The organism is Mucilaginibacter dorajii, assembly GCF_024808255.1.
Lineage (GTDB): Bacteria > Bacteroidota > Bacteroidia > Sphingobacteriales > Sphingobacteriaceae > Mucilaginibacter > Mucilaginibacter dorajii.
On record NZ_JANTYS010000016.1, the window covers coordinates 42,209 to 57,516 of the forward strand.

10 protein-coding genes are annotated in these 15,308 nt (G+C 43.9%); 4 read left to right on the top strand and 6 right to left on the bottom strand.

The annotated features are described in order from the left end of the window. Positions 1–39: 39 nt before the first annotated feature. Entirely contained in the window at positions 40–1,671 is a 1,632-nt protein-coding gene (locus FHS10_RS20180; protein WP_259093990.1) for a M28 family peptidase, read from the bottom strand. A 351-nt stretch (positions 1,672–2,022) separates the two neighbouring features. After that, positions 2,023–3,009, bottom strand: a complete 987-nt coding sequence (locus FHS10_RS20185; protein ID WP_259093992.1) for an NAD-dependent epimerase/dehydratase family protein — start codon at positions 3,007–3,009, stop codon at positions 2,023–2,025. 155 nt (positions 3,010–3,164) lie between these two features. On the opposite strand from FHS10_RS20185, the gene FHS10_RS20190 reads away from it, so the two are divergent. Beyond that, on the top strand, positions 3,165–3,671 hold the full coding sequence (locus FHS10_RS20190; protein ID WP_259093995.1) for an Lrp/AsnC family transcriptional regulator: 507 nt from the start codon (positions 3,165–3,167) through the stop codon (positions 3,669–3,671). Here the strand turns inward: FHS10_RS20190 and FHS10_RS20195 are convergent, their stop codons facing one another. After that, entirely contained in the window at positions 3,672–6,344 is a 2,673-nt protein-coding gene (locus tag FHS10_RS20195) for a TonB-dependent receptor (RefSeq protein WP_259093998.1), read from the bottom strand. Next, entirely contained in the window at positions 6,341–7,291 is a 951-nt protein-coding gene (locus tag FHS10_RS20200; RefSeq protein WP_259094000.1) for a GLPGLI family protein, read from the bottom strand. Before FHS10_RS20200 ends, FHS10_RS20195 begins: the two co-directional genes overlap by 4 nt. 676 nt (positions 7,292–7,967) lie before the next feature. On the opposite strand from FHS10_RS20200, the gene FHS10_RS20205 reads away from it, so the two are divergent. The 3 genes from FHS10_RS20205 to FHS10_RS20215 all read left to right on the top strand — a co-directional run bounded on the left by FHS10_RS20205 (position 7,968) and on the right by FHS10_RS20215 (position 9,830). After that, a complete protein-coding gene (locus tag FHS10_RS20205; protein WP_259094002.1) occupies positions 7,968–8,753 on the top strand; it encodes an HAD-IIA family hydrolase in 786 nt (261 codons plus the stop codon). 222 nt (positions 8,754–8,975) lie between these two features. Continuing rightward, positions 8,976–9,191, top strand: coding sequence for a hypothetical protein (locus FHS10_RS20210; RefSeq protein WP_259094004.1), 216 nt, complete (start codon positions 8,976–8,978; stop codon positions 9,189–9,191). A gap of 30 nt (positions 9,192–9,221) precedes the next feature. Next, positions 9,222–9,830: a GNAT family N-acetyltransferase gene (locus FHS10_RS20215; RefSeq protein ID WP_259094006.1), complete on the top strand. Its 609-nt coding sequence runs from the start codon at positions 9,222–9,224 to the stop codon at positions 9,828–9,830. Positions 9,831–9,843: 13 nt separating this feature from the next. On the opposite strand, the gene FHS10_RS20220 is transcribed toward FHS10_RS20215, so the two are convergent. Then, entirely contained in the window at positions 9,844–11,739 is a 1,896-nt protein-coding gene (locus FHS10_RS20220; protein WP_259094007.1) for a RecQ family ATP-dependent DNA helicase, read from the bottom strand. A 410-nt stretch (positions 11,740–12,149) separates the two neighbouring features. Then, positions 12,150–15,071 (bottom strand): discoidin domain-containing protein, encoded by a 2,922-nt coding sequence (locus tag FHS10_RS20225; protein WP_259094010.1) that lies wholly within the window; start codon positions 15,069–15,071, stop codon positions 12,150–12,152. Positions 15,072–15,308 lie beyond the last annotated feature (237 nt).

A 15,308-nucleotide genomic window follows, 5' to 3' on the forward strand; every position in this document is an offset into this window, starting at 1 on the left:
ATACACACCAAACCGATGCCTTGGGCAAAAAATTTATGTTTATTTAACTTTAAATATATCGCCTTTATTCCAGGTAGGGCGTGCATCGTCCTGTGCTATCAGGTAGCCTATTAAAAAATTAAGCTGGGCGTATTTTTTGCCGGCAGCAAAATCAAAAATACCGTTAATATCATCCTGCGGTTTGTGGTAGTATTTGGTGCGCCATTTGGCTACAAAATCATTCAGGTTGTTTTTGCCATCGGCTGTTTTGCTGCCGTATTTGATGTGCAGGGCCGGGATGCCGTTAACCACAAAGCTATATTGGTCGCTTCGGGTAAAACGTGCCTGCTTGGGTTCGGGATCAGGTTCAACACTAAGGTTTAAATAAGCTGCCGCCTGATCAACCTGCGTAGCCAGTGAAGAGTGCTCGGCACCCAAAGCTGTAACAGAAAGCAGTGGGGCTATAATGGTGGGCATATCGGTATTAACATCGGCCACGATACTTTTAACGGGCACTGTTGGATGGGATGCAAAGTAGCCCGAACCTAAATCGCCAAGTTCTTCGCCGGTGAGCAACACGGTAAGGATAGAACGTTTAGGCTTATGTTTAATGCCGTCGTAAATTTTGGCAATGCCCAATACACTTGCCACGCCCGAAGCATTATCATGCGCGCCGTTGTAAATAGAATCGCCTTCAACCGGTTTGCCAATGCCCAAATGATCTAAATGAGCGCTATGAACTACATACTCGTTTTTCAATTTTGGGTCCGATCCTTCTATTTTACCAACTACATTGTAACTTATCAAATCCTGGTAGGTGGACGTATAGGCAATATCGGCACTGCTATTTATGGCGAATGAATTAGGTTGTCCACCTTTAATCTGTGCCAACACGGCTTGCATTATTTTGCCCGATTGCTGCAAAAGTGAGTTGAACACCGTGTAATTAAACAAACCCAATACTTTAACCTGTGGCGAATAATATGTCCTGGAGATGGCTACAGAACCATCGGTATTCATTACGCTGTAAGTGCCATTACGCGGACTGTTTAAACGTGATGTAGAGTCTACTGAGCAAATGATAACACCAACCGCGCCATGATCTGCCGCGGCTTTTAATATGGTAGTAGCGTTCATGGTATGTGCCGATACAGATGATGAGAATTTATCCGGCGCGCCACGGGTAACCAATACAATCTTACCTTTTACATCCAAACCCGCGTAATCATCATAACCTAACTCCGGCTCGCTGGCTCCATAGCCTGCAAAGGCCAGCTGGCCGCTCAGTTTAACATCCGGCAGGTAAGGATTCGGCATAATCACATAATCAACACCGGCCTTGAGTGATAAATTACTGCCGGTCAATGAAAGCGTACCGTTCTGAATAAATGCCCTACGAAATTTCACCTGTTGCAACCAGGTGCCGTTTTCGCCGGCGGGTTTTACGCCCATGCTTTTTAACCGCTTAACCACGTAATCAACCGCCATTTGAAAGCCTTCCGTTCCCGGGGCACGACCTTTTAATTTATCGTCGGCCAGGTAAGCGATATCAGCTTTAAACTGGGTGGTATCAACTTTGCTTAGCGCGGTTTCAATTTCGGCACTTAACTTTATTTGCTGGGCAAAACCACGATATGCAGAGAGTGACAGCGCCACGATCAATGAGATCTTAGCTATTGGGGTAAATTTCATACGCTTTAAATATAACAGGACAGAAAGGTATCAACTCCCCTGTTAAACTGCAAATTGATACCAAGATTGTGACAGAGGAGAATGGTTCAAATAGGAAAGCCGGCAATTAATGGCTGCTGGCTTTTTTTGTAGAGACGCAAAATTTTGCGTCTCCAGCTATACAGGGCGAATACAAATCCAACATGCATGTCCGATTTGCATGGTTTTTTATTTTTCTGTAGAGACGCATATTTGCGTCTCCCGCAGGACATTCGGATTTACTGAGCGAATTTGCAAAATTGATTTGCGTGAGTGATTTGCACGCGGGAGACGCAAAATGTTGCGTCTCTACGAAAAAATAAGCCGGTTGACTTAATTACCCGCCGTTTGCAACGGCAACTCAACATTATATGCCACTGCCAAATGCTGCAACATATCCGTAGTCATGCTATAAACATCATATTCGGGTTTCCAGTTCCAGTCTTTTTTTGCCTGGGTATCATCTATAGAACCCGGCCAGCTGTTGGCTATTTGCTGCCTTGCATCCGGCTGGTAACTAATTTCAAAATCGGGTAATTGATTGGTGATGGTGGCAGCCAGTTCGGCCGGGTTAAAGCTTAAACCGGCAAGGTTGTATGAACTGCGAATGGTGATATTTTCATTAGGCGCATCCATCAATTCCAACGTAGCCCGCACGGCATCGGGCATATACATCATCGGCAGGCGGGTTTCTTCGCTTAAAAAGCATTGGTATTGGCCGCTCTTTAACGCCTGGTGAAAAATATCAACCGCGTAATCTGTTGTACCTCCACCGGCCTGTGCCGAGTAGCTGATCAATCCCGGGTAACGGATACTACGTATGTCCAAGCCGTATTGCTCATTGTAATACCGGCACCAATGTTCGCCGGCAATTTTGCTGATACCGTACACAGTAGTTGGAAGCGTAGGTGCATCCTGGCCGCAAAGTTCTTTAGGCGCGTCCGGACCGAAAACGGCTATGCTGCTTGGCCAAAACACTTGTTTCAGATTTTCGGCACGGGCCACTTCAAGTACATTCAACAGGCTTTTCATGTTCAGATCCCATGAGCCTAAAGGATTTTTTTCGCCGTTGGCAGATAGTACTGCCGCAAGGTGATATATATGGGTGACACCAAGGTTGATGGCGAGTTTCTCCAGTTCGTAACGATCTAAAACATCGAGTTTAAAATATGGCCCATCGGCGCAAAGCGCATCTGTTACTTCCCTGATATCGGTGGCTATAACGCTATCCTTACCATATTTTTGGCGAAGTGCCTTTACCAGTTCGGTACCAATTTGCCCGCAGGCACCAGTTACCAGGATAGTTTCTTTCAAATTCATACAGCGGTAAATATTTGCGGTAAAATTGATATTTACTTATTTAAAATCATACGAATCGATATTAATTGATATAAAAATCCAATTAAATACATTTTGTTAGTTTTTTATTGCGATACAATTTAAGTTTTATACGCAATTAGCATAATTTTACAAGCATGTATCAAATGCTCGACCATACCGACATCAGCATCCTGAAAATATTACAGGAAAACGCGCGACTTACCAACCAGGAAATAGCCGAAAAACTGCACAAAACCGCCTCGCCCATCCATAGGCGTATTAAACGCCTGGAAGATGACGGTTTTATAAAGCGATACGTTGCCGTGCTCGATCCGCAGAAAATAGACCGCGGTTTGATGGCCTTTACCCACGTGCAGCTTAAAGACCACTCGAAGGATAGTTTAAGCCTTTTTGAGCAGGCCATTATTCGCCTGCCCGAGGTGCTGGAATGTTACCATATGACAGGCATGTATGATTTTATACTCAAGGTAGCCGTTAAAGACCTGGCCGCCTACCACGAGTTTTTAATGCACGAGCTATTTGGCATTATGGCCATTGGTTCGGTACAAACTACGCTGGTGATGAAGCAATCCAAACATGAAGGCGCCTTCCCTATAACCATACCGCAGCAGCCTTTTCCATCGGCACATAAAACAGACTGATCATAAGTTGAACATCACTTTTGCCAGCATCATTCTGCCGGGGATATTATAGGAGCTTGTTGTAAACACATTGGCCGATAAATATAGCGCGGTATAGTTTTTAACATTGAACAGGTTTTGAGCGCTCAGTTCTAAGTCAACCTTAGCTTTGGTAAACTTATAGCGGATAGACGCGTCGGCAAAAAAGTATTTCAGGTCGTTAGCCTGTTGCTGATGCGTGTAATAATGATCGGCAGAAACATTAAAGAACAAGGTATTCAGCGGGTTGTAATTTACAGCGGCTGTTTGAATAAGACGCTGAAATTTAGAGCTGGAAGCTATCGCTGTCGACTTACTGGTGGTTTGCCCATAATCGGCTTTGTAAGTAAACGTTATTTTATCACTTACCTTGGTATCGGCACCAATGTTAACATTTTGGGCAATGGTGTTAAACGGCAAAATAAGTCCGTTTTGAATTTGGTTTAGTTTGGTAGTTTGCCATGAAGCCCCCGCGCTAAAAGTGGTGCGCAAATCAAAATTGTATTTACTTACATAACCGCTAAATGCCCAGGTATCTGTATTATTATCAAAAGGCAGCACAATGCGTTGCTGCAGATTATTGGTTAAAATACTTGAGGCAATGTTGTTAGCATAAACATGGCTATAGGTAGCATTTAAACTAAAAAAGAACAAGGTAATAGCCTTGCGGTAGTTGAACCCCAGGCCGGCATTTTGAGCCTGCCGCTCGGTTAATTCGGCACTGTTGGCGTACAGGGTACGGTAGTTGGTGAGCACATATCCCCGGTAAACATCCTGGATGTTGCCAATATTATTGCGCAGACTATAGTTAAGCGTAAAATAATTCTCTATCCCACTTTGATATTTAACTGATAAATGCGGGTTAAAATACAAGCGGTTAAGGTGGCTATCCAATCCGAAATAATCATCGCTATAATGTGTTTGCTGCAAACTAAGCGGTAACCCTACATTAATTTTAAGGATACTGCCGGGCACATCATAATCGGCTTCGGCATACAATTTACTGCGCGACCAGTTTAAACCATTACGCGTACTATCTGATACCAGATTACTGGCATTATTGAGTTGTGTAACATTCAGATTACTGTTCAGCTTTTGCGACTGCAGGCTAAACCCGGCTTTAAAGCTTTGGGTAACATACTGCCCGGGAATTTTGTAAGAAACGTAGTTGTTGGTAAACCAGCTTGGGATATTTACATTTTGGGTGAGCAGCGAATAATTGACGCCTTTATTAAAAATATCGGGGTTCAGGTTTGGGTCGATCACCCTGTTCTCCGGTTCAGATGAACGGTTAACGTAGCTATAAACCTCCACAATATTATTTGATTTAAAGGTTTGCATAAAGTTAAAATCGTTCGAAAAATCGGATAGATTATCTTTAAAAGTTTGATTAACAGGATCACCATTGGTAATGAGGTTGGAGTAAGCTGTGTTATGACTATAATCGGCCACAAGGTTATCATTTAAGTAATACTTAAAGCTGTTCACGTTTACCGTAAACTGGACATGCAACAGATCGGGCCGGCGCTTGTTGTGCTGCACCTCGGTATACCTGATGGTATCGCCAGGCAAATATACCTCGCTAAAACGCTGGTAATCCTGGTGCTGGCTATCACGCAGATAAGAAATATTGGCCCGCAATTGCACATCTTTTTTCAGATTGATGAGGTTGTTTAAAGCGAGGGCACCCGATTGATTAAACAGGTACCGGTTACGCGGCAGATCAGGGTCGCCCGCTGTACCTAATGAAAGTACGGTACTGGGTTTATCGTTATCTATCCGTTGCAGGTAATCGCCCATGTTGTGCGATACCAGGTCGCCCGCCAGGTCATAGCCTGTATTATTGCCTTTAAGGTAATTGATGGCCTTATATTTATCTTTAAACATCATGGCGTTTAAATCTTCGTAATACTTTTTGGGCAGCCCCGCTCCTATGGTTTCCTGGCCTATCAACTGCATTTTAGCGTCTTTTTTTATAGTGAGGTTTAAGGCCACATCATCGCTTACCACTTTATCTTTCAGCATTTTTATAGGCTGATGATTTTGCATCACCTGCACCTGGTCAACCACGCCATTGGGAATACTGCTTGTGGCAATGTTATACTTATCATCCAGCAGGTTATCGCCGCCGATGTAAAGGTTTGATATCGCCTTGCCGTTATAACTGATCTTACCATCTTTAGCCACATCAATCCCAGGCAGTTTTTTGATCACATCACCAATTACCCTATCCTGCGGACTGCTAAAGTCAGATACCTTGTAGCTCAACGTATCGCCGTTAACACGCAGCCTTGGGCGTTTATCCTTTACAATAACCGCCTGCAACTGGTGTACAGCTGTATACATTTTAAAGTTGTAAGGCACGGTAAAACCGGTAACCGGTTTTGCCGCTTTTTTAAAGCCTATGCAGCTTACCTCAAGCGTAAGGCTGTTTTTATCGGCATCGGCAGGCACCTGTAAGGTATAAGTGCCGGCTGAGCCGGTTGTGGTGTAGGCAATAACCATGTTATTACTATTTTTAAGGTTGATGCCGGCAAAGCTTAAAGGTTTGCCCAGGCTATCGGTAACCGTGCCTTTTATGCTTTGGCCAAGGCATACCATGCCCATGAGCATCCAAAAAATGAATGCCCCGGCATTTTTTATAAGGCTGCTCATTTCTTTTCCGGTAATTCTAATGGGTTGTTAATCACCGGGCCATTGCCGTTGATACGGATATCCATCTTGCTTCCGCCGCCGGAAGCACCGGGACCGCCGCCAGGCCCCATACGCATGCCGCCACCACTGCCGGCCATTGCCGATTGTGCAAACGCGTTTGGATCTTTTTTCATGGCTTCTTCCAGGTGCTTAAATTCTTTTTCGGTAGTTTTTACCGCATCCTTGGGCAGGGTGATTACATTTGGATCATCATTATCATCCATACCTATCATCTTAATGGTTGGGCCTCCGGTTGGAGCTTCGGCCGCAGGTTTGGCAGTTACAACAGCCTCTTCCATGCTATCAAACTTAAACACCACCTCTTTATTGGTGTCATAAGCCTCCACAATTAAACCCGGCAGGCCATTCAGCTTCCAGGGGCCGCTATGAAAAGGCAGATCGGGACAAAACCAGGCGGTATAATCACGCCCTTTATAATGGCCGATTGCCTTTTGGCAATGCAGGCCCGAAAAGCTGGCTGTATCGTTACTTATTTTCCAGTTAATTACCGGCATTGGCTCTTCTATCAGGTAAGGGGTTATCAGCCTTTCCTTGCGTACCATCTTCTTTTCTAACGGAAATTGGTAAAACTCCGTGCGGGTTGTAGCTACCCTACTGGTTACGTTTATCCTGATTGGCCCGCCACTTCCTTTTTGATCGGCAACCTGCTGGGCAACCTGCTTTTTCATCATGGCATCCTGCAGCTTACGGTCGTAACTTTTATAGGCGCTTGACTGCGAACCCAGGAAAAGGATCATGTTTTCGGTATAAGGTTTATCGCGGTTGGTGGTATCCCTGATGTGCGAAAACTTGTAATGAACTATCGCTTTTACACTATCAGCTTTTTGGGCATTGGCGTTTGTTATCAGCAACCCAAAGGCGGCTAAAAGGAGTATCGTTTTTTTCATGATGGTTATAAGGCAAGTATTGATGAATGATAAAATTTTTGTCGACGGATCAAATATAATTAAGAAATCACCTTTCTACGAAATATTCGTACGAATATTTCGTAGAATTAACATTATTTAACAATCCATACGATCAAAGCATGCCATTACCAGGGAAATCGCTTTTACCCACAAGTAATGAATTCGTGTTATCTTAAGGCATCTTTCTTTGTAGTTAGACACGAATACCCGCCGACCCGATTATAATTATTAATCGAACTTCAGGAATTTTGGAATTGATAGATAGCACAAATCAGGGCAAACGCATCTGAATAGTCAACGGGATAAGCTGTTATTTAATTGCGCCGCACATCATTTTAGTGTTAACCATGTAAAAATATAAAATATTGATTATCATATATTTGAGTCGATTTTTCTTTGAAATATGTTAAGTTATGTTAACCCTGGTTAGCTACGTTTGCCCTGTAGCACAAATTTAAATGTGATTAAACAAATTCATGGAATTAGCTAATGATCTATCGTACGGGCAGTTAAATTCGTGTTTATACAACGCTCAGCTTGTGAGCAAATAAATGTTAAATATTAAAAGCGATTTCCCTGGTGCCATTATGTTTATTTTAAATAAGAATTTGATGGTATTGATTTACAGTTTTACCTTGCAGCATAAAATTTAAACATGAAACCTACCAGTAAACAAGGACTTTTAATTGATATGGACGGCGTAATATACAGCGGTGAAGAACTCATTGCCGGCGCCGATAAGTTTATTAAGCACCTTATTGATAACAATATACCATTTGCTTTTATGACCAATAACAGCCAGCGCACCAGCCTTGAGGTGGTACGTAAGCTTAGCAGACTGGGCATTACTGTAGAAACCAAACACGTGTATACCAGCGCCATGGCTACCGGCAAATTCCTGGGCGACCAAAGCCCGAACGGTACTGCCTATGTTTTGGGCGAAGGCGGTTTGCTAACCAGCCTGCATGAAAACGGAATTACCCTGGTTGACTCCGACCCGGAATTTGTTGTTTTGGGTGAGGGCCGGAATTTCACTTTAGAAATGGTACAACGCGCTGTAGATATGATCCTGGCCGGTGCAAAGTTCATTACCACCAACCGCGATCCATCGCCCAAAAAACCGGGATGGAACAATTTAGGCATAGCGGCAACCACAGCCATGATTGAAGAGGCTACCGGCCGCAAAGCTTTTGTAACCGGCAAACCAAGCCCGGTAATGATGCGATCTGCCCGTAAATTCCTGGGATTGGAAACTGCAGAAACCACCGTGATAGGCGATACCATGGAAACTGATATACAAGGTGGCGTGCAAATGGGCTATAAAACCATTTTGGTGTTATCGGGCATATCTACCAAAGAATCATTAAGCCATTACGCTTTTAAACCAGATATGGTGGTTGGTTCGGTAGATAAGATCTCGTTTCCGTTGAAGTGGTGGTAGATTATTCAGGGAAATCACTTTTGATATATTCCAAATAAAAAAAGGAAAAGTAGTTCGCGCAAAGACGCCAGGACGCAAAGAGAAGTAATGAAATGCTTTGCGTCCTGGCGTCTTTGCGCGATATCACTAACCGATTTACTTTTAATTGTGATTTCCTTGGTAAGCTATTTGATCGGGTATTATTTTTATGTAAATTGATTTTTTTGTTAAAATGCATGAATAATGAGCATGAAAAAAATTACAATAAATGTTCCACCAAATTTAGCTGATGCTTTTGAGAAAGCCGATGCAGAAAGCAAACGCAAAGCCGAGCTTTTTATCAATGCCTGGCTGACAGACTTTTTCAGTAAGCAGACGGCCAACGACCGGCTTTTTGAGGTTATGAAAATGGCTACACAAGAAGCAAGTGCCAATGGCTTCAACGAAACAGAACTATAATCCGTGTGGCCGGCTTCAGAATACGCTACAATGAATAGAATGTACATCTCCAAATATCAACCCCTCGCCGAAGCCTTAAACAGCGCTCTTGAAAATGATCCTTTTTACATCACCTTATTAAGTTGGATACCAGGTGAAGCCGAAAAAAGAAACGCATTGATCAAATACATGGATTACTCCATGACCGAGGCCGAACAATACGGTCTGCTGTATTTACCGGCAGAGCATAATTACGGAGCCTCCATCTGGAGCAAACCACTTGATGCAAGCACCGAACTACTCAAACTACAGCAAAAGAAAGCTTTTTTAAAAGATGAACTTGGGGAAGGCGCACTTGCTATTTACCTTGAAATAGTGGACTTTATGGCATCAAAAGCTGATGAGCTTATAGCGCCCGACGCCTGGTACCTTTCTATTGTAGGATTAAAACCCGAGTTTCAGGGAAAAGGATTAGGCGGCGGTTTGATTAAACCAATCCTCGATAAAACAGATCAGCAAAACCTTACAACTTACCTGGAAACTTTTACGCCGGCAAATATATCTTTTTACAAGCGTATAGGCTATGAAACCGTCGCTTCGTTTATTGAACCAGTTACCAATGCGAAGTATTGGATAATGAGTAGAAAACCGTTGGTCTAAATCTGAAAAGGGGCTATTGCAAATAATATTTTTCGCCGTCGGTTTTGATTTTACCGGCGTCGAGCAGCTGGCGGATAGTTTCCATTTTTTCTTTTTCGGTGCCGATGCTGATCCCGGTGATCAAGGTGCCTATATCAGGGCTTGATACGCTGAGTTGCTGCACTATTTCGTTGGTAATATTATCAAAAATCTCATCGGCATTTTTGAGGCGTTTTTCATCGAGGCATACATCGCAAATACCGCACTTATTGGCATTAGGCTCGTCAAAATAAGCCAATAACATTTGGCTCCGGCACTTTCTATGAACGGCATAAGCAAAAACAGCCTCCATCTTTTGCCGATAGGTTTCCTTGCGCTGAGCTATGTAATCTTTATTAATGAACAAGCGGTTTGCCGGCTGGCGGGCTTTTAAATAGGTAACCTGGGGTTTATCGGTTTGCTGCATGTAAGTAATTAAACCGTATTGCTGTAATTGCAATAAGCCCTCAATAACCTGCTGCACGCTTAAACCGGTACGACGGGAAATATCGTATTCCTTCAATCGCACAAAATCTTCAAATGAGCCGCCGTATGATCGCAGCAGGGTTTTGATAAAAGGATCCCAGCCCGCGTTCTGGATCTGGAAGTTATACAATACCTCGTTCACCACCTCAAACCTGAACCGAGATGGTAAAAACACGCTCTCGTTAAATGACAGGTATTCGTCCTTCTCTAAAAATTTAAGCGCGTTCAGCGTTTTAATAGGATCTAACTTAAAGCGGCTGCAAAATTCGCCAAGATCAAGATCGAAGCTCAACCCCTCGCCTGCTTCATAGGCCAGCTGGTAATAATTGGCCAGGCAATGGTAAACGTGTTTGATCTCATCAACCGAAGGAAAATTGAGCATGAAAAGCTTTTCCTGCCTTAACCTATCGGCATCGTTATATAATAAAACACCATAAGCCTTCTTTTCATCCCGCCCGCCCCTGCCGGCCTCCTGGTAATAAGCTTCCAAACTTTCGGGCATTTCTTTGTGGATCACAAAGCGCACATCGGGTTTATCAATCCCCATCCCGAAGGCATTGGTGGCAACTATAATTTGTGTACGATTATTTTTCCAGCTTTCCTGCCGCTCAGACCGTTCATCCATGGATAAACCCGCGTGGTAATAATCGGCCTTAATGCTATTATCGATAAAGAACTTAGCTATATCAGCGGCATCCTTACGGCTGCGTACGTATACAATACCACTTCCCTTTACCCCTTTTACAATATCCAGCATCCGGCGCAGCTTATTTTCGGCATCCTGTACTACGTAGCTAATGTTACGCCGTTCAAAACTTTGCTGATAAACAACCGGATTTTTAAATAACAATTTATCCTGGATATCCTGTTTTACATCGGCGGTAGCTGTTGCCGTAAGGGCAAGCACAGGCACATTAGGGTGCAGCGCCCTCACATCTGCAATGTGCAAATATGGTGGTCTGAAATCGTACCCCCACTGGCTGATACAGTGTGCTTCATCAACCGCTATGAGGTTAACCTTCATATATTTGATGCGCTCGCGCACCAGTTCAGATAACAAACGCTCGGGCGATAGGTATAAAAATTTAACCGTGCTGTAAATACAATTATCCAGGGCCAGGTCAATCTCGCGCCGGCCCATGCCGGATACAATGGCCACCGCGTTGATACCTTTGGCTTTCAGGTTTTCAACCTGGTCTTTCATCAACGCGATGAGCGGGGAGATCACAATACAAATCCCCTCTTTGGCCAGCGCCAGCACCTGGAAACATACCGACTTGCCACCGCCGGTAGGCAGCAGTGCTAAAGTATCATGACCCAATAAAACAGACTTGATGATCTCGGCCTGCATAGGCCTGAAATGATCATGGTTCCAGTACTGTTTTAATATTTCTTCTATGGTCATGTGTTGAGTCGGGAAGTCCGTAAGTCGGAAAAGTCCGAAAGATAGTAAATGTGTTTTAAGGGCGAAAATGGGAAGGGGATTCTTCAGGGAAATTCCTTTTAGAATCTAATTAAAAAGGGGGCACCTACGGAGCCTTGACAAGAACAATTTTCGGACTATAAACACGCGATTCCGCTGGAGTCTATTTAATTGCAGTTTAAAACTCCGTTAGGAGTATCGTGTTTATAGGTCTAAAATCATCTGTTTTTTTGACTCCGTAGGTGTCTCCTATTTAAAAGCGATTTCCGTCGGGGTATTGGTAAAATCGATTTAAAAAACTCGGATAAACATGTCGATCCATTCCCCATCAAACAAAACACCCGACGCATTTAAACGTGCCGGGTGTTTTGTTTACAAATAATAAAAGCTTTTTATTCCTCTCTTATAGGATCATTGTAAGGCTGTACCAACAACGTTGGCGTATCGTTACCCAAAACATCGGTATCAAACTCAATTTTAATATTTTTTGATTCGCCCCGCATTAATGAAAAGTAATTATCATTCATAATAGCTGGTAAAATTTGCTCGCCGTTACTTTTTCTCACAGTCTGCGCACGTATGGCAAAGGCTACTGCCGGTGAAGATGCGGGATTAGTAATCGTAGCGTTGATATAATATTTACCGTCGGCCTTAGTTACCTTCGATGCTACTTTCAAATTCACTTTTGGCAAATTATTAAGCGCTGTAAAATCGGTGCGTTTATTGCCTCGCCAGTAAAGGTTATCTGATATCAGCTTACCCGCTTTATCGCTTAGTTTCAGTTTGATAAAATGCACATCGCTTAATCCATTGCTTTTAGGTTCTCCGCCATACACCTCAAAATCCCAAAGCGAATAACCCCAGCCCGAACCACGGCGCACGCCCTGCATTTTTACATAGCGGGCTTTCGTTTCGTCAAAGGTTAACTGCTGCACACCAGTATGCCCATCCTCGGTATCATACACATCCCGCCATTGTTTGGCATCGTTTGATACCTGGATCCTGAAGGCTTTACCATAGGCTTCTTCCCAGTTCAATTTTACACCGTTTACCACCTGCTCGCTGCCCAGGTCAACATAGATCCACTCGTTATCATTTTGCCTGCTGGCCCAGCGGCTGCCGCTGTTGCCATCAGTAGCTAATGCCGCTTCCATATTTTCAAACGACGAAGCCACGGTAGGTTTATTCAGGGCTAAATTGGTATGCTCCTCTTTAAAGTTGATGGTAAAGCAATTTACAGCCGTGTTGGCTATGGCATCTACCTGTTTGGTTTGATGATAATCGCTTACTGGTTTGCCATCGCTGTTATAAACCTCAACTTCGGCCGTCAAATCGCTTACATTGCCACCTGTAGTATTGATCATTTTAACCGAATTGTTCACCGGGTTCCATTGAATGTGTAATGGCTCGCAGGCTTTTTTGGCGCCCCAGTAGGCTCCCGTCAGGTCGTAATAATAATCATAGGTTTGCCATACCAGTGAGGGATAGGCCGATTGGCTCATCCAGGTCATGATACCCGATGCATCTTCCCACATATTATCTTCCCAGCCTTCGTACATCGCTTTATTGGTTTCGATATTGAGCAGTTGAGCTTTACGACAATAATCCTGGATGCCTGTTGCCGTACCATAGCGCTTGTTAATACCGTCATCGTACCTATCCGGACCTGCATTACCAGCAGATGGGCCAAAAAAATGCAGGTTCCACATTTCGTTACGTGGCCATAGCTTATCTTTAGGGATAAACTTTTTAAAGCTATCATAATTGGTAAATACCGCCGTACCAATCTCGCTGCGCAAGCCCCAGCCCGGCGAGCCGCCAAAGCCGTTAGGATACCTGCTAAAATACCAGCGTGGGTCAAAGTTTGTCCACGGACCACTGCCGGTTAAGCTGCCCGCGTGCGAATTGGGTTGATACCGCCTGTCGCCACCATCATAATTGCTAATATCTTCGGCAAGCCAGCCGTTTAGTGGCGGCATGGGTGTGCCCTCGTTATCGCCGCACCAAATCGCTATGGATGGGTGGTTACGGAAGCGCTTGATCTTTTCTATCGCGTTAACATTAAAGTTATTGACATCATTAGGCAGGTTTGGAATAGAGTTAAGCCAAAAATCGTCCCAGATCATCATGCCGTATTTATCACAGGCATCGTAAAACTCATCATCGGTGGTTGATCCTATCCAGTTACGTACGATGTTAAAATTCATTTCGCGGTGCAGTTTCAACTTGGTATCATATTCGTTGCCACGGCAGCGTAACATATACTCGGCCATGCCCCAGTTACCGCCTTTTAAAAACACTTTAGTGCCGTTCACAAAAACATGCAGCACATTTCCCACAGTATCATAGCTATATTTTTTGATGCCGAATTTGATGGTCTGGCTATCTGATACTTCATCACCTAATTTAAGGCTTAGCTTACAAGTATATAAATTAGGTTCGCCATAGCCGTTTGGCCACCATAGTTTGGGGCTGTTAATGGCCAATTGCTCAAAACGCTTTTTATCCAACTTGATTTCGGCCGTACTGTTGCCGCCCACAAAAACCTTTTGCGAAAACTCTATATTTCCTGGCTGAATGGTGCCCGTTAACACCCCTGTTTGAAATTTAGACGTGCTGTTTTTTACACCCACCGCTATTGAAACATCGGCCCTTGCATTGGTAGGTAGTTCGGTACGGATCCAGGGATCCTGAAGTGTGATGCTGCCGGTATTACTCAGGTAAACGTTATCGGTTATGCCCGAATTTAACCCCGGTACATAAGGCATCCAATCCCAGCTGGCTGCCGGGATATAGGTTGGGCTTTCATAGTTAACTAAAGGAGTTTGCGGACAGTATACCAATACCGCTAAAACATTTGCGCTATTTTTGCTCACTAAGCCCGTAACATCGAAATTACCGCGTTGCATAAAGCCATTGAGCGTGCCAATTTGTTTGCCATTCAGGTAGATCTCAGCCTTGCGGTTGATGCCCTTAAAGTTAAGCCAGATCTTTTCCTTGGTATACCCGGCCGGGATCTTAAACTCGGTGCGGTACCAAAAGTTGCGGTCGTATTTGGCTTTATCAACCTTATAAATATTATCGCCAAAATTGGGGTCTTTTTCCAGTCCGGCTACTACATAGGCATTAAAAACCGTACCTGGTACTATACCTTTAACCCAGGAGGCCGCATCGTAGCCCGGTTTATACATATTGGCGCTATCGGCACCAATTTCAGCCTGGGCTTTTACTTTCCAGCTGGTTTGCGGGTTGGCGCTATTGAGGTAAACAATATCCTGTGCCGATGCCCCGGTGCAGGCAGCAACGCAGATCATGATTATTGATCTTTTTAAAAACGGGTAAAACTTAATAGGCATTATGAGGTGATGTTTAAAGTTGTTTAAAAATAAAAGTCATTACGGGTTATAACGACGTACCAAAAGTGGCTGTCATCCTGAACCTGTCGAAGGATAGCAGGCAAAGGCCTCTACGCGCCCTTCGACTTACTTAGGGTGACAGGTCCTTTGCGCTCATGAAAAACAAATACATCATGTCATTGCGAGGTACGAAGC